This window comes from Bacteroides sp. AM16-13 (genome assembly GCF_003602705.1).
Classification (GTDB): Bacteria; Bacteroidota; Bacteroidia; order Bacteroidales; family Bacteroidaceae; genus Bacteroides; species Bacteroides xylanisolvens.
In genome coordinates this window covers 99,845-115,467 of the sequence record NZ_QTLK01000013.1, presented here as the reverse complement: position 1 = coordinate 115,467, position 15,623 = coordinate 99,845, and the positions used below count along the sequence as shown (strand labels likewise).

The following is a 15,623-nucleotide window of genomic DNA, read 5'->3' as shown; positions in this document are numbered from 1 at the left end:
CTTATGAAGATTTACGTCACCGGATTGGGAGTTGTTTCGGGCATCGGCATCGGAGTTTCCGAAAATATAGAGGCACTACAACAAGGGAAGCATGGCATCGGAAAGGTAACTCTTTTCCCGACTGCTCTCGATGTACCCGTATCTGAAGTGAAACGTAGCAATGAAGAACTTAAACAACTATTATCTTTACCTCCGCAGCGTACAGTATCACGCACAGCATTGCTAGGCATGATAGCCGCCAAAGAAGCGATGGAAGATGCAGGACTAAACTTGCGTATATCATCCAATCAGCCAAAAAATCAATTACCGAACCAGTCAATAACCTCGCAAAAAGACCAGCAACCGTTACGTATTGGTTTTATTTCCGCCACTTCTGTCGGCGGTATGGATTTAAGCGAGCGTTTCTATGAATCGTTCAAGAAAAACCCGAAACAGGGACGATTGCGGGAAGTGATTTCACACGACTGTGGAGCCAGCACTGAATTAATAGCTTCGTATTTAGGTATCAATGATTTTATAACCACCATCAGTACAGCCTGTTCATCGGCAGCCAATGCTATTATGTTGGGAGCGAGACTGATAAAACACGGACAACTGGATGCTGCTATCGTCGGAGGTACGGATGCACTTTGCCAGTTTACGCTTAATGGGTTCAACTCTCTCATGATCTTGGACAAAATACATTGTCGTCCTTTTGACCGTTCGCGTAACGGATTAAATTTGGGAGAAGGCGCAGGTTATTTAGTGCTTCAATCAGAAAGTTCACTGCAGAGAATTCCTTACTGTGAACTAAGCGGTTATGCTAATACAAATGAAGCGTATCATCAAACAGGAAGTTCTCCCGAAGGAGATGGCGCCTTTCTATCAATGAGCGAAGCCATCGCTTCCAGTGGTATTTCTCCTGAAGATATTGATTATATCAACGTACATGGAACAGGTACTCCCGGCAATGATGCGTCGGAAGGTATGGCACTGCGAAGAATCTTCGGAGAACATGTTCCACCGTTTAGTTCGGTAAAAGCTTTTATCGGACACACCTTAGGAGCTTCCGAAGGAATTGAAGCTGTTTATTCCGTTCTTTCCATAGATAAAGGCATGATTTATCCGAATCTGAATTTCACGGAGGCTATGCCGGAAACAGAGCTGATGTCAGAAACAGGAGTAAAATCAGAAACAGGATTGATACCGGAAACGTCTTTCCAGGAAGGATTGCCGATCCGCCATGTATTATCCAATTCTTTCGGCTTTGGGGGAAACGACTCGTCGCTCCTCTTTTCCGCAACGAATTTTCCAAAACGAACGAACCTTTAAGTTTTTGAGCCTATGCAGCCAGTTTATATTCAACGCATCGCTTCTATCCATCCACAAGGAAATCATTCACAAGGAAATAATCCGAAAGTAAATGATTCGCCCGATGTTTCAGCAAACCGTCCTTTTCTTCAGGCTTGTGAACCCGATTATAAGGATATTATTGCCAATGCAACTTTGCGCAGGCGCATGAGCCGTATTGTCAAAATGGGAGTAGCTTGCGGATTGGAATGTATGGGCGAACTATCTCCCGAGAAGATAGGGGGAATTATCACAGCCACAGGGTTGGGCTGCCTGGTTGATACGGAAAAGTTTCTGAACAACCTGTTAGATAATGAAGAGCGGATGCTGAATCCTACTCCTTTTATTCAGTCGACATTCAATACAATTGGTGCACAAATAGCTTTAATTCATCAAATACACACCTATAACATGACTTATGTTCACCGGGGACTAAGTTTTGAAAGCGCTTTGCTGGATGCCATGATGAAAATAGAAGAAGGAAGCGAGAATATACTGGTGGGAGCCATGGACGAAATGACAGAAACCAGTTACATCATTCAGCAACGACTGGGCCTGCTGAAAGGAATAGAAGCCGGAGAAGGCGCTCAATTCTTCCTATTAAGCCGGGAAGCCGGAGAGCATCCGTTAGCAGAAATACGAGGACTTGAAACTTTCACGGGACAACATACGACAGAAGAAATCAGTTCCCGAATTATTCGTTTTTTACAACGAAACGGATTAGAGTGTCAGGATATTCAATGGTTAGTTACCGGAAAGAACAAAAAACAATCCCTTCAAGGTGATTACCACGAGCAAATCACTAACTCTATCTATGAAGAGCTTGAAACCAACCTTTTCCCGGAAAGTATTCATCTTAGTTTTAAGGACGAATGTGGAGAATATCCTACCGCCTCATCGTATGCCGTATGGAAAGCAGTAAAGACATCAATAAACTGCACTACCCCTACCAATATATTGATTTATAATCATCACCACTCCATCAATCACTCATTGATTCTAATTCGGAAAAGCGTATGATGATTGTTTGCCTCCTTCTATGTTTATTCTTGATACTGTCCTTTCTCGTTTATGCTTCCTATAGCATTCAGTCGGGAATTTATCTACGATCGTTTTGCAAAAAACGTACTACGGAAAAAGTTGTCGTCCTAACTTTTGACGACGGTCCCGATCCCATTCAAACGCCCAAAGTATTGGAGGTACTAAAAGAATATCAGGCAACTGCCTGTTTTTTCTGTATCGGACACAAGATAAAAGGAAATGAAGCCTTATTGAAAAGTATGGTAACAGAAGGTCATCTAATTGGGAATCATTCATATAGTCATTCCGGTTTATTTCCACTATATGGACTCTCTAAAATGAAAAAAGACCTGCAAACTTGTCAGTGTGAACTAGAACGAGTAACTTCGCAGCCGGTTACTTTGTTTCGTCCGCCATTCGGTGTCACTAATCCTACGATTGCGAAAGCTGTCCGACAGTTAGGATATACCTCGATCGGATGGAGCATCCGTACATTAGATACGCAACAGTCAGCTCCGGACAAAATACTTGCCAGGATTCGGAAACGTCTTGAACCGGGAGCCATCATTCTGTTGCACGACCGGATGCCCGGCAGCGACCAGTTAGTGAAACAAATACTGGATTTGCTGAAAGAACAAGGATATACCGTTGTCCGTCCGGATAAACTATTGGCATAAAATAAAAATGTATGAGAACTTTATTACTATACTTATCGCTTTTCTTCTTGTCTATCGCCACCGTCCATGCACAGAGCATGAAAAAGATGGTGCAAAAGACCGAGTTTGAAAACCGCTTGGCAAAGGAGGCACAAACCGTAGAGTCTATCGAAAGCGATTTTACCCAAGTGAAATATCTCGATGTATTCGACGAAAAGGTTACTTCCAAAGGGAAGTTCTACTACCAAAAAAGCAATAAAATCTGTATGGAATACTTCCGCCCGATGGATTATCTCATCGTGATAAATGGCAGTAAACTCAAAATTGTATCGGATGGCAAGAAAAGTATTATGAACCTAAGTTCGAACAAAATGATGGCACAGATGCAGGATATGCTAACTGCGTGTATGATAGGCGACCTGTCTAAGATGTCATCCAACTACCAGCTAGAATATTTTGAAGACGCACGATATTATTTGGTTAAAATTAAGCCGACTAACAAAGCAGTACAAGCCTATATTGCCGGTATCGAAATTTATTTGGACAAGAAAGATATGTCGGTGCACAAACTCCGTCTGTCCGAAACAGCTACAAACTACACAGAATACGAATTCTATAATAAAAAGTTCAACTCTCTGAAGAATGAGACGAAGTTTGCGATTCATTAGCCTGACGGTTCTGTTATTCTTAGGAATACAGGTTCAAACGTCCTGCTCTCCACGAATAAGCGGGGAAGGCAGTACTGTGCCTCCTGTTATCGAACTGACACAAGGGGAAGAATCACAAAAATACAATATCCAACTGGATTTCATGAAACATCACATGAGTGGTATGCTGATAGTACGCCGTATGCCTGATAACGAAATCCGGATCGTGGCGTCTACCTACTTCGGATTAAGCCTTTTCGATTTTTCTCTTCGCGATGATCAATTTAATGTCAACAGCTGCATTGAACCCATGAAAAAAGAAAAGGTATTGAAACTGTTAGAGATGGATTTCAGGCGTTTGTTCTTAAATGGAAAAGACGTCCGTGTGAAAGCCACCAAAGACAATGCTACCCAAAAAAGAACCAGTGGAAAAGGCTTTGGAAAATCAGTGGTCTACATTACCGGCGACACTCCGGGTGAACCGGCACAAATAAAAATCAAACATCCGTGGATACGGTTAACGATCCGTCTGGATAAACTATCTAAAGAAATTTAATATATGCTACTTGATAACTTCTATACTATCCTTTCCTCCGAGTCATCGGATTCAACCACCTGGACTATTCAGATAGAGTTGAATCCTGCCCACACTGTTTATCAGGGACATTTTCCTGAACATCCGGTAGTTCCCGGAGTTTGTCTATTGCAACTTATCAAGGAATGTGCAGAAAATATTCGTCAGCAAAAGTTGCAAATAACACAAGTATCTTCCTGCAAATTTCTTTCGGCTATCAATCCTATAGAAACGCCTCGGATAGCAATCGTACTGATTCTCAAAGAGACAGAAGAAGGCAAGTTCCAGTTACAGGCGGAAGGTACTATAAAGGGAAATACCGTAAATAAAAGCATTGTGAAAGAGGATATTGCAAAAGAAGAAATTGTAAAGGAGAACACAGGAAAAGAAAGCATTATAAAGGAAGAAAATATAAAAGACGAATGTTTCATTAAACTAAAAGCTGCACTTACCCCAAAAGCATGAAGGAGCAAACAAGTACAGCCTATTGGCACGAAAAGTTGAAACAATTAGGGATCATCGTCATCATCCCGAGTTACAACAATGGCAAGACACTGGCAGAAGTCATAGCAAGTGTACGTCTTTATGCCCCGGAAATCCTTGTTGTCAATGACGGTTCAACGGATGAAACACCTGAAATACTGAATCAGGAAGCTAATCTTCACATCATCACCCACCCTGTCAATCAAGGAAAAGGGGTAGCTTTGAAACATGGATTATCTTTCGCAAAGAAGCAAGGATTCCGATATGCCATCACCATTGATTCCGACGGACAGCATTTCGCTTCGGACATTCCCGTATTGATTGAAGCCATAGAAAAGGAACCGGACACGTTACTGGTAGGCTCCCGTAATCTGGCCTCGGACAATATGCCGGGAAAGAACACCTTTGCTAATAAGTTTTCCAACTTTTGGTTCACCCTCGAAACCGGTATCAAACTACAAGATACGCAATCCGGCTACCGCCTCTACCCTATCCAACGAATGAATGTGGACAAGTGGTATTACACTGCCAAATATGAGTTCGAACTGGAAGCACTTGTTTTTGCAGCATGGGGAGGCAATCCCGTAAAAAACATTCCGGTACACGTTTATTATCCGCCACAGGAAGAACGGGTTTCTCATTTCCGCCCGTTCCGTGATTTCACCCGTATCAGTATTCTGAATACGATACTGGTACTCGTCACTTTCCTTTGGATCGTACCACGGAACTTCTTTCGTAAACTGACCTGGAAGAATTGCAAGCAGTTTTTCTCCAATCACATCACCCACTCCCCCGAATCTAACCTGCGGATTACAGCAGCCATCATGCTCGGCGTATTTATGGGCATCGTTCCGGCATGGGGATATCAAATGCTGATTACGTTGTTTTTGGCACATTTGTTCCGATTAAACAAAGTCATAGCTATTGTAGCAGCCAACATCAGCATCCCTCCGATGATACCATTTTTACTGTACGGAAGTTATGTAACCGGCTGTAAAGTACTGGGAGAACCTGTAAACCTGCACTTAAACGAACTTTCTTTTGAAAATGTAAAATCAGTCATAGAGCAATATTTAATAGGAAGTGTTATCTTTGCAGTCGTATGCAGCATACTGGCAGGAACCATCGCGTTCATTCTGCTCACGGCGTGTAGGAAAAAAAAGATATGACCCAGTTTTTTATCGGACTATATGATTATTTTGAGAGGCACAAGATTCTGTTCTATTTGTCACTCATCAGTTGTGTCCTGTTGATGGGGTTCTTTGCCCTGCAAGTAAGGTTCGAAGAGAACATCACACAATTCTTCCCCGACACCAAAGACTCCCAAAACACAATCAAGGTATTCGACAATCTCAAAATCAAGGATAAGATTATCATTATGCTATCCTCGGCAGATACATGTCACCGGGTAGAACCTGATTCCCTGATAGAAGCTGCCGGACAACTGCAACAAACCCTGACTGAAAAAGCCGGAGGAACCCTGATTAAGGGAATTTTCGCACAGGTAGACCAAAGCCTCATCGGAGGAGCCACAGACTTTGTCTACGAGCATCTCCCGCTTTTCCTGACAGATACGGATTATCAACGATTCGATTCCCTATTGACAGAGAAAGGTATACAAGCTATCATGCAGAAGAACTATACCAATCTCCTCTCTCCTGCCGGAATCGCATTAAGAAGTTATATTCTCCGGGATCCGCTCGGACTGGGAAGTGAAGCCCTGAAACATCTGCAGGATTTCCAGTTGGAAGCCAACTACGAGATTTATGACGAACACATCTTTTCCAAAGACGGTTCCACCTTGCTTATGTTCATTACCCCGGTATTCAGCACAGGCAGTACCGGAAAGAATGACGAACTGATAAAAATACTCGAAGAAGAACTCCAACACGTACAGGAAGAATCTCCTACCATTCGAGCCGAATATTTCGGCGGTCCCTCCGTGGGAGTCTACAACGCCCGTCAGATCAAGAAAGACACGATTCTGACTTCTTCCCTGGCACTGCTTATCATCATAGTCTTTATCTCACTCGTGTTTAAACGGAAGCGATCGATACCATTGATTATTACTCCGGTACTCTTCGGAGGATTATTCGCCCTGTTTCTGATTTTCTTTATCAAAGGAAGTATATCGGCCATTGCCGTGGGAGCCGGTTCGGCAGTGATGGGTATTGCGCTAAGCTATTCCATCCACATGTTGGCACATCAAAACCATGTTTCCACCGTGCAACAACTGATTAAAGAGATAGCCTATCCGCTTACAGTAGGTAGTTTCACTACCATCGGCGCATTTATGGGATTGATATTCACCAGTTCCGATCTGTTACGCGATTTCGGGTTGTTCGCTTCCCTGGCATTGGTGGGTACTACTCTTTTTTGCCTCATTTACCTGCCTCATTTCCTGAAAGGACAGGCAGACGTCAAACAGGGACGCGTATTACGCATCATCGAGAAAATAAACGCATATTCTTACGAAAAGAATAAATGGTTGGTAGGCGGTATTCTCCTCATTACAGTTATCTGTTTCTTTACCTCACAAAAGGTCGGCTTCAACAACGACATGATGAGCCTCAACTATGAACCTCAACACCTCAAACAATCGGAAGAGAAATTAATGCAGCTCTTCGACAGCGACGAAAAGACAGTGCTTTTTGTCAGCGTAGGCAAAGACATGAATCAGGCTACCGAAACTTATGCAATAACCAATCAGAAGTTATTGGCACTGAAAGATCAGGGACTGATTAAAGACTATGCTTCCGCCTCACAATTTCTGATCTCACCACAAGAGCAACAGCTACGTCTGAAAAAATGGAAAGACTACTGGACAGATGAGAAACAACAGCAAATCCGTGAACAGCTGGAAACAGCTGCCGCTGAATACCGTTTCCGCCCAGGAAGCTTCGATCCCTTTTATCAATGGCTAAACCAACCTTTCGGTGAATATCACTACACCGCACAAGAAGACGATTTATCCGGCAAGCTACTGAACGAATGGCAAACTTCTGCCGATTCCATCACCATGCTTATCAGCCAGATACGGATTAGCGACCAGAATAAGGAAACCGTGTATCAGAACTTCAGCAAAACCCAGGATGTAGTCATCTTCGACCGTTCCTACTTTGCCAATAAATGGGTATCTGCCATCAATGACGACTTTTACCTGATTCTGTATATCTCTTCTTTCCTGATATTCTTCGCATTATGGTTCTCATACGGACGTATCGAACTTACCTTGATGAGTTTTCTCCCGATGCTGGTCAGCTGGGTAATCATCTTGGGATTGATGGGAATTTTGGGGATTGAGTTCAACATCATCAACATTATCCTGTCCACCTTTATCTTTGGCATTGGAGACGATTTCAGTATCTTCATTATGGACGGGCTACAAAACAAATACCGTACAGGTCAGAAGGTACTGAATTCTCACAAAACAGCCATCTTCTTCTCTGCTTTCACCACAGTTGTCGGCATGGGAGCGCTTGTTTTTGCCAAGCATCCGGCTTTGCAATCCATTTCATTGATTTCCATTCTCGGCATGATAGCAGTGGTGTTGGTAGCTTATACCATTCAGCCACTCATTTTCCGGTTCTTCATCGCGGGACCCGCTTCCAAAGGATTGCCGCCTTATACGCTTATCGGACTGATACGAACCGTGTTGCTCTTCCTGCTTTTCTTTATCGGTTGTATCTTCCTCCGTGTACTGATCGCTGTCCTTTATCTGGTGCCTGTGCGGAAAAGCAACAAGCAACGTTTGGTATGCCGACTGATACAAATCACTTGCAAAGGGATTCTGTTGTTGGCCACTGCCGTTAAAAAAGAACATATCAACAAAGCTAACGAACGTTTTCAGCATCCGGCAATTATTATCGCCAACCACCAGTCGTTCATCGATATTCTGGTATTGCTGTCTCTTTCGTCTAAAATCCTGATGGTAACCAACCATTGGGTATGGCATTCTCCTTTCTTCGGAGCAATCATCCGCTATGTCGATTTCTATTACATAGGCGAAGGCTACGAACAATATATGGAACGGATGCGGAAAAAAGTAAAAGAGGGCTACTCCATCGCTATCTTCCCCGAAGGTACACGCACTTACAACGGAAAGATGAAGCGTTTCCACAAAGGAGCTTTCTACCTGGCAGAAACATTGCAACTGGATATTCTTCCGATCCTCCTCTACGGCAACAACAAAATCATTGCAAAGGCACAGCCTTTCAATATCCGCAAAGGAATCATCTACACGGAAATACTTCCCCGTATACCGGCCGACGACCTTTCTTTCGGAACCACCTACCAGGAACGTACCAAACGCATATCCGCGTATATGAAGGAAGGTTACGCCCGTATCTGCCGGGAAAAGAACACGACGGACAATCCTGCTTTCTACGAAGCACTGATCCAAAACTATATATACAAAGGACCGGTCGTAGAATGGTATATCCGTATCAAGGTGAAAATGGAAAGAAACTATCGACTGTTCAACCAATTGATTCCCGTCCAAGGGCAAATTACAGACATCGGCTGCGGCTACGGTCCGCTCTGTTATATGCTGTCTCTGCTTTCCGAAGACCGGGAAATTTTAGGAATTGATTACGATGAGGATAAAATAGCCTTGGCACAACACGGATGGTTACGCAACGAACATCTCCAGTTCAGGCACGGCAACGCATTGGAATATCCGCTACCGGAAAGCGATGTTTTTATCCTGAACGATATGCTTCACTATATGAGCTATGAACATCAACGGACTTTGCTGTTGAAATGCGCTGACCGGCTGCGTTCGCAGGGAATGATTATCATACGCGACGGAAACTCGGCAAATACATCCAAACACCGGCTGACCCGGTTCACGGAATTGCTATCCACCCGCATCTTCAATTTCAACCGGACTACCGGAGAATTGCATTTCACCACAGAAACCCAACTACGGGAAATAGCAGTCACCTGCGGAATGAATGTAGAAATCATTCCTAATGACAAATATACCTCGAACACTATTTATATATTCAGAAAACCGAACGAACATGAATAAATACGATATCATCATTATCGGAAGCGGCCTTGGCGGACTGGAATGTGGAGCGATTCTTAGTAAAGAAGGATTCAGCGTATGCGTCGTAGAGAAAAACACGCAATTCGGCGGATGCTTTCAAACCTACCGGCGAAAAGGACACTTATTCGATACAGGCATTCATTATGTAGGAAGCCTGGATGAAGGTCAAGTGATGAATCAGTATTTCCGCTATTTCGGCATCATGGACAAACTAAAGCTGAAACGTTTGGACGATGAGGCTTTCGATACAATCTACTATAAAGGAAAAACATACGATTATGCAATGGGGTATCCGCAATTCATCGAAACGATCTGCCGGTCCTTCCCGCACGAAAAAGAAAACCTGAAACGTTATGCCGAACAGCTTCAGACTGTTGGTAACTTGATTAGCGTAGACCATCTGAAACAGGGCACACTTGCCCTGGAAGGAATGAAATACTTCTGCACCTCCGCCGCAGGACTGATTGCGGATATTACTCCGGACCCCACTTTACAAAATGTACTGGCAGGCTCGGCTTTGCTCTACGGAGGCTTGAAAGATGTCTCCACCTTCTACGAACATGCCATGATTAACCATTCCTACATCGAAGGAGCTTATCGTTTTGTGGACGGCAGTATGCAAGTCAGCCTGGAATTGATTAACGTGATCCGGGCGAATGGAGGGACAGTACTTAACAACAGCGAAGCCACCCGCATCATTGTTGAAAACGAAAAAGTACAGGGAGTCATCATCAACGGCGAAGAACGATTGGAAAGCGACTTTGTGATTTCTAACATGCATCCTCAACGAACCTTAGAGATACTGGATAAAAACCGCAGCATCAAGAATGCCTACATTTCCCGCATCCGCTCGCTCGAAAACACATACGGTATCTTCACGCTTTATCTGGTAATGAAAAAGAAGAGCACTCCATACCAAAACCGTAACCTCTATCTGCATGGAGATCATAAAGTGTGGTATGACAAACAGCTCTATCCGGGACGGACCACCAACTGCATGATTTCGATGCAAGCCTCTTCCGAAGACAGTCAATACGCCAGTGTTATTTCTATCCTGACACCGATGTATATGGACGAACTCTCTGCATGGAAAGACACCACTCCCGAACATCGGGGAGAAAGCTATCGGTTCTTCAAGCAGGAAAAGACGGAACAGCTACTTCGCTTTATCCGGAGCCATGGCATTGATTTCTCCGACAACATAGAAGAGATTCACACCACCACTCCGTTGAGCTACCGCGACTATACCGGAACGGTGGACGGTTCCGCATACGGAATTATCAAAGATTATAAATGTCCGCAAATCGGTTTTGTGTCTACACGAAGCCGGTTGGGTAATCTCTTTCTCACAGGTCAAAACCTGAACGTGCATGGCGCACTGGGGGTAACGCTGACTTCCATGCTCACTTGTGCGGAATTTGTGGGACAAGAATACCTGGCTAAAAAAGTAGGAAATGCATAAAACAATCAAAAAGATATTCAAGTACACGAGCTGCGTTCTTTTGTCGCTCCTTGTGATATTGATAGCCGGAGTCTGTTATCTCTACTTTTCAGCAGATATGAGGACACCGAAACATGAACCTGGTATCATCATGACAAAAGTGTCTCATGCAGATACTACCATCATGGTTCCGGCAGAGGTGCTCTACAACGATACGCTTGATCTCCGATATTATGACGGCAACTTCCTGCGCCACAGCGAAAGCGGATTGTGGGAGTTGTTTGTGAAAGGGGATGCCTTTCAAAGAGGAGAAGCCATCGGCAAACTGTCTTCCGATTTGCTTCATTATCAGGAGAAAGTATTTGTCGATCAGATTCGCGAGATTATTCCTTCAGACAGTTATCTGAAGTTCCTCCGGTTCTTTATTGTATTATTCAACCGTCATTTAGGTGAGAACGTTCTCGAAGAATACCGCGACGAGATCTACGGAATCTCGCTATCGTGTACTCATGAATACGACTTTATCGGCACTCCTTACGAACGTCAGTTGAATTACCATTCGGCACACGACCTGGGACATGCCATGCAAGATTATATGTTAGTAGGATGCAGTTCGTTTGCCACTTGGGGAACTCAAAGTGCAGATTCGTCTCTACTGATCGGACGCAACTTCGATTTCTATGTGGGAGATGCCTTCGCAGAAAATAAACAAGTGGCTTTTTATACACCGGATCAAGGTTATAAGTTCGCGTCCGTAGGATGGCCTGGCATGATAGGCGTACTATCCGGTATGAACGAAACGGGGCTGACCGTCACGATCAATGCCGCCAAGTCTGCTGTTCCAACAGGTTCCGCCACTCCTATTTCCATTCTGACCAGAGAAATACTGCAATATGCGTCAACGATTGATGAGGCTTTTGCCATCGCAAAGAAACGGAAGACATTCGTCTCCGAATCTATATTGATAGGTTCTTCCAAAGATGGCAAAGCCGCTATCATTGAGAAATCTCCGGAGAAGACAGTGCTCTTTAAAGGAAAAGAAGCCGACCGGCTCATCTGCACCAATCATTACCAATCGGAGGAATTCAGTAAGGATGAACGAAACATGGAAAATATCCGTACTTCGGACAGTCCATACCGTTTTGCACGACTGGAAGAACTCATCAATGAAAATATGCCGATAGACGCCTCCAAGGCCGCCTCTATCCTGCGTAACCACAAGGGTTTGCAAAATGCAGACTTGGGACTGGCTAACGAAATGGCTATCAATCAATTCATTGCTCATCATTCCGTTATCTTCCAACCGGAGAAACGATTGATGTGGGTATCTACCTCTCCCTGGCAATGTGGAAAGTATGTAGCTTATGACCTAAATAAGATATTTAACGACACGATTAACTTGCAACACGAAATATACAGTTCCAACCTGACCATTTCGGCAGATGAATTCGCCGAAACACCGGAGTTCCAGCATCTTCTTACTTATAAGAAGCTGACTCCGCTCCTATTGAAGAAGATCAGGAAAAAGGAGAAGATAGAAGAGCATGTTTTAAAAACATACGAAGCCTCTAATCCTTCTCTATATTATGTATATGAAGTGATGGGAAATTATTACGAGGCTATGCAGCAACCGCAACAAGCCATCGTATACTGGCAAAAAGCATTAAAGAAACCGATTCCCAAATTGCAAGAGAAAGAACGTATCCAACAGAAAATTCAAAAACAATCCAAAGATGGAAAAGAATCCTGAAATTCAGTTCCGCTCACCGGAAGAGATCAAATGCTATCAGGAAGAACGGTTAGCCCAAACGTTGACCTACCTGCAAGCACACTCCAAGTTCTACCAACGAATGTTCGAAGAACACCACATTGACATCAATCAGATAAAGAAGATTGAAGACCTGCAACAAATCCCTGTCACCACCAAGACAGACTTGCAACTTCATAACGACGACTTCATCTGTGTAGACAAGGAGCAAATCATCGACTATGTAACAACTTCCGGCACACTGGGAGATCCGGTGACTTTCGTTCTCACTTCCGAGGACCTGGACCGTTTATCTTACAACGAGTACCTGTCTTTCACCACCACCGGATGCAGTAAAAAGGATATTCTGCAACTCATGACTACCATCGACCGCCGCTTCATGGCCGGACTTGCCTATTATATGGGAGCACGCGAACTCGGCATGGGAGTGATCCGGGTAGGTAACGGCATCCCCGAACTGCAATGGGACACGATTCGCCGGATTCATCCGACTTGTGGAATGGTCGTTCCTTCTTTCCTTATCAAACTGATAGAGTTTGCCGAGAAGAATCATATCGACCATAATGCGTGCTCGATGCAGAAATGTATCTGTATCGGTGAGGCTTTGCGCAATCAGGAGTTTCAGTTAAATACGCTCGGACAGAAGATACATGACAAATGGCCTGCCTTACAGCTATATTCCACCTATGCTTCCACCGAAATGCAGTCGTCCTTTACCGAATGTAGCGAATTCCATGGCGGGCATTTGCAACCGGAACTTATCATCGTAGAGTTTTTGGATGACAACAATCGTCCTGTCGCAGAGGGAGAAGCAGGCGAAGTGACGATCACGACGCTTGGAGTAGAAGGTATGCCGCTGCTCCGCTTCAAGACTGGTGATATTTGTTACCATCATACCGAACCTTGTGCCTGCGGAAGAAATACGATTCGCCTTAGTTCCATCCTCGGACGAAAAGGGCAAATGATTAAATACAAAGGGACTACTTTGTATCCACCTGCATTGTTCGACATTCTGGACAATATCCCTTCGGTAAAGAATTACATCATTGAAGTCTACACCAACGAATTGGGGACGGATGAAATTCTGATCCGTATCGGAAGTGAAAACCGCAGCGAAGGTTTTGCCAAGGAGATAAAAGACCTGTTTCGTTCGAAAGTAAGAGTGGCTCCAAGCATTAATTTTGAGTCGGCAGAATACATCGCAAAAATTCAAATGCCTCCAATGAGTCGAAAAACGATAAAATTCATTGATTTACGATAATTATTTTCTACTTTTGGAAGTTAGTAAACCAACTATATCACTTTAACATTAACGTATATGAAGAAACTTATTCTATTCTTATTCTTAAGTACGAGCCTGTTCTGTTTTGGACAAGGCAAGAGTGCATTGAAAGACATCCAGTCTATCAAGTTCTATGGAGTGGACTACTCCCAAGCTAAAGTTTTCGGTGCAGATGAATCACCGATACAATTCAAAGATGCTTTCAGACGTATCAATGAGCTGTTCATCACAGAAGCAAAAAAGTATAACGTAGGAAAACAGTTGAAAAAAGAAGTAACGGAAATCTCACTGGATGCAGTCAATCAAGTGAACGAAAACATCAACGTGGCCGAGCTGATGACTACCAAAAGAGAATATAGCCTTAGTAAAGAACAAATCAAAGCGGCTATCGAAGCATTACCTATTCAGAAAACGCCGGGCGTAGGTATGGTATTTATCGCACAGTTCCTGGATAAATCAAACAACAGAGGCACGTATGAAGTCGTATTCTTCAATACTGAAACAAAGGAGATCATTGAAGAATGGATAACAGATGGAAAAGCACGTGGTTTCGGATTGCGCAACTACTGGGCAGGCTCTGTTTATAGCGCACTCAAGAAATTATAAACCAATAATATATATAAACATGAGAAAACTACTATTATTGCTGACTTTACTGTTAAGTATCAGTACTTATGTCGCAGCACAAAATTACACAGAAGTAGTGTATTTAAAGAATGGCAGCATTATCAAAGGAGTTATCATTGAGCAAGTGCCCAATGTTTCCTTAAAAATTAAAACAAGTGATGGCAGCCTCATCATCTGTCAGATGAGTGATGTGGAGAAAATCACTAAAGAAGAACGGTACACAAGAGATTACCGCAAAGAGGCCAACAACCGCAAAGCTGCAAGAAATACATTAAAAGGCTATAAAGGTTTCGTTGACTTTGCATACATCGGTGATGTCAGCGACTACAATGCCTCCAAAATTGAATTATCAACCTCACACGGTTATCAATTCAATAATTATTTCTTCGTTGGTGGTGGTGTTGCTCTCAACTACTATACGGATGCTGATCTTGTTGCAGCGCCAATCTATGCTAACTTCAGGGCTAACTTCATCAACAAAAGAGTGACGCCTTTTGCCGATGTAAAAACCGGATATGCTGTAGGAGACATAGAAGGAGCGTATGCTTCGATAGGAGTAGGAGTACGTTTTTCTTTAAAAGGGAAAAAGGCCTTGAATTTAGCTTTAATATATAACTTCCAGGATTATGAGATCTCAACAGATTATGGTTACAGTTCCGGAGGTTATTATTACCATTCCAGTTATGACGATACATGGGAGTTACACGGAGTAGGAGTCAGATTCGGTTTTGAATTCTAAATCT

General features: G+C 43.4%; 13 protein-coding genes. All 13 read left to right on the top strand.

The annotated features are described in order from the left end of the window. Positions 1–3: 3 nt before the first annotated feature. The 13 genes from DW173_RS12440 to DW173_RS12380 are packed head-to-tail and all read left to right on the top strand — an operon-like array spanning position 4 to position 15,619. Entirely contained in the window at positions 4–1,311 is a 1,308-nt protein-coding gene (locus DW173_RS12440) for a beta-ketoacyl-[acyl-carrier-protein] synthase family protein (protein ID WP_120144512.1), read from the top strand. A gap of 12 nt (positions 1,312–1,323) precedes the next feature. After that, complete coding sequence (locus DW173_RS12435) at positions 1,324–2,349, top strand: beta-ketoacyl synthase chain length factor (RefSeq protein WP_120144511.1); 1,026 nt, start codon at positions 1,324–1,326, stop codon at positions 2,347–2,349. After that, positions 2,346–3,026, top strand: coding sequence for a polysaccharide deacetylase family protein (locus DW173_RS12430; protein ID WP_120144510.1), 681 nt, complete (start codon positions 2,346–2,348; stop codon positions 3,024–3,026). Before DW173_RS12435 ends, DW173_RS12430 begins: the two co-directional genes overlap by 4 nt. Positions 3,027–3,037: 11 nt before the next feature. Next, complete coding sequence (locus DW173_RS12425; RefSeq protein ID WP_120144509.1) at positions 3,038–3,673, top strand: outer membrane lipoprotein carrier protein LolA; 636 nt, start codon at positions 3,038–3,040, stop codon at positions 3,671–3,673. After that, positions 3,648–4,208, top strand: a complete 561-nt coding sequence (locus DW173_RS12420) for a hypothetical protein (protein ID WP_120144508.1) — start codon at positions 3,648–3,650, stop codon at positions 4,206–4,208. Before DW173_RS12425 ends, DW173_RS12420 begins: the two co-directional genes overlap by 26 nt. Positions 4,209–4,211: 3 nt before the next feature. After that, on the top strand, positions 4,212–4,691 hold the full coding sequence (locus DW173_RS12415) for a 3-hydroxylacyl-ACP dehydratase (protein ID WP_120144507.1): 480 nt from the start codon (positions 4,212–4,214) through the stop codon (positions 4,689–4,691). Beyond that, positions 4,688–5,878, top strand: coding sequence for a DUF2062 domain-containing protein (locus DW173_RS12410; protein WP_120144506.1), 1,191 nt, complete (start codon positions 4,688–4,690; stop codon positions 5,876–5,878). Before DW173_RS12415 ends, DW173_RS12410 begins: the two co-directional genes overlap by 4 nt. Further along, positions 5,875–9,741, top strand: coding sequence for a 1-acyl-sn-glycerol-3-phosphate acyltransferase (locus tag DW173_RS12405; RefSeq protein ID WP_120144505.1), 3,867 nt, complete (start codon positions 5,875–5,877; stop codon positions 9,739–9,741). Before DW173_RS12410 ends, DW173_RS12405 begins: the two co-directional genes overlap by 4 nt. Continuing rightward, the gene (locus tag DW173_RS12400; RefSeq protein ID WP_087318133.1) at positions 9,734–11,224 is read left to right on the top strand and encodes a phytoene desaturase family protein; all 1,491 of its coding nucleotides are present in this window, start codon (positions 9,734–9,736) and stop codon (positions 11,222–11,224) included. Before DW173_RS12405 ends, DW173_RS12400 begins: the two co-directional genes overlap by 8 nt. Next, on the top strand, positions 11,217–12,953 hold the full coding sequence (locus DW173_RS12395; RefSeq protein WP_087318134.1) for a C45 family autoproteolytic acyltransferase/hydolase: 1,737 nt from the start codon (positions 11,217–11,219) through the stop codon (positions 12,951–12,953). Before DW173_RS12400 ends, DW173_RS12395 begins: the two co-directional genes overlap by 8 nt. After that, positions 12,937–14,232 (top strand): phenylacetate--CoA ligase family protein, encoded by a 1,296-nt coding sequence (locus DW173_RS12390; RefSeq protein ID WP_008020513.1) that lies wholly within the window; start codon positions 12,937–12,939, stop codon positions 14,230–14,232. Before DW173_RS12395 ends, DW173_RS12390 begins: the two co-directional genes overlap by 17 nt. Positions 14,233–14,289: 57 nt before the next feature. Further along, complete coding sequence (locus DW173_RS12385; protein ID WP_008020512.1) at positions 14,290–14,859, top strand: hypothetical protein; 570 nt, start codon at positions 14,290–14,292, stop codon at positions 14,857–14,859. A 19-nt stretch (positions 14,860–14,878) separates the two neighbouring features. After that, positions 14,879–15,619: a hypothetical protein gene (locus DW173_RS12380; protein WP_117811263.1), complete on the top strand. Its 741-nt coding sequence runs from the start codon at positions 14,879–14,881 to the stop codon at positions 15,617–15,619. Positions 15,620–15,623: the final 4 nt, after the last annotated feature.

What these genes read in the sequence shown, in the direction of transcription:
- DW173_RS12440 (WP_120144512.1), top strand. Translation starts at nt 4, where the DNA reads ATGAAGATTTACGTCACCGGATTGGGAGTTGTTTCGGGCATCGGCATC.
- DW173_RS12435 (WP_120144511.1), top strand. Translation starts at nt 1,324, where the DNA reads ATGCAGCCAGTTTATATTCAACGCATCGCTTCTATCCATCCACAAGGA.
- DW173_RS12430 (WP_120144510.1), top strand. Translation starts at nt 2,346, where the DNA reads ATGATGATTGTTTGCCTCCTTCTATGTTTATTCTTGATACTGTCCTTT.
- DW173_RS12425 (WP_120144509.1), top strand. Translation starts at nt 3,038, where the DNA reads ATGAGAACTTTATTACTATACTTATCGCTTTTCTTCTTGTCTATCGCC.
- DW173_RS12420 (WP_120144508.1), top strand. Translation starts at nt 3,648, where the DNA reads ATGAGACGAAGTTTGCGATTCATTAGCCTGACGGTTCTGTTATTCTTA.
- DW173_RS12415 (WP_120144507.1), top strand. Translation starts at nt 4,212, where the DNA reads ATGCTACTTGATAACTTCTATACTATCCTTTCCTCCGAGTCATCGGAT.
- DW173_RS12410 (WP_120144506.1), top strand. Translation starts at nt 4,688, where the DNA reads ATGAAGGAGCAAACAAGTACAGCCTATTGGCACGAAAAGTTGAAACAA.
- DW173_RS12405 (WP_120144505.1), top strand. Translation starts at nt 5,875, where the DNA reads ATGACCCAGTTTTTTATCGGACTATATGATTATTTTGAGAGGCACAAG.
- DW173_RS12400 (WP_087318133.1), top strand. Translation starts at nt 9,734, where the DNA reads ATGAATAAATACGATATCATCATTATCGGAAGCGGCCTTGGCGGACTG.
- DW173_RS12395 (WP_087318134.1), top strand. Translation starts at nt 11,217, where the DNA reads ATGCATAAAACAATCAAAAAGATATTCAAGTACACGAGCTGCGTTCTT.
- DW173_RS12390 (WP_008020513.1), top strand. Translation starts at nt 12,937, where the DNA reads ATGGAAAAGAATCCTGAAATTCAGTTCCGCTCACCGGAAGAGATCAAA.
- DW173_RS12385 (WP_008020512.1), top strand. Translation starts at nt 14,290, where the DNA reads ATGAAGAAACTTATTCTATTCTTATTCTTAAGTACGAGCCTGTTCTGT.
- DW173_RS12380 (WP_117811263.1), top strand. Translation starts at nt 14,879, where the DNA reads ATGAGAAAACTACTATTATTGCTGACTTTACTGTTAAGTATCAGTACT.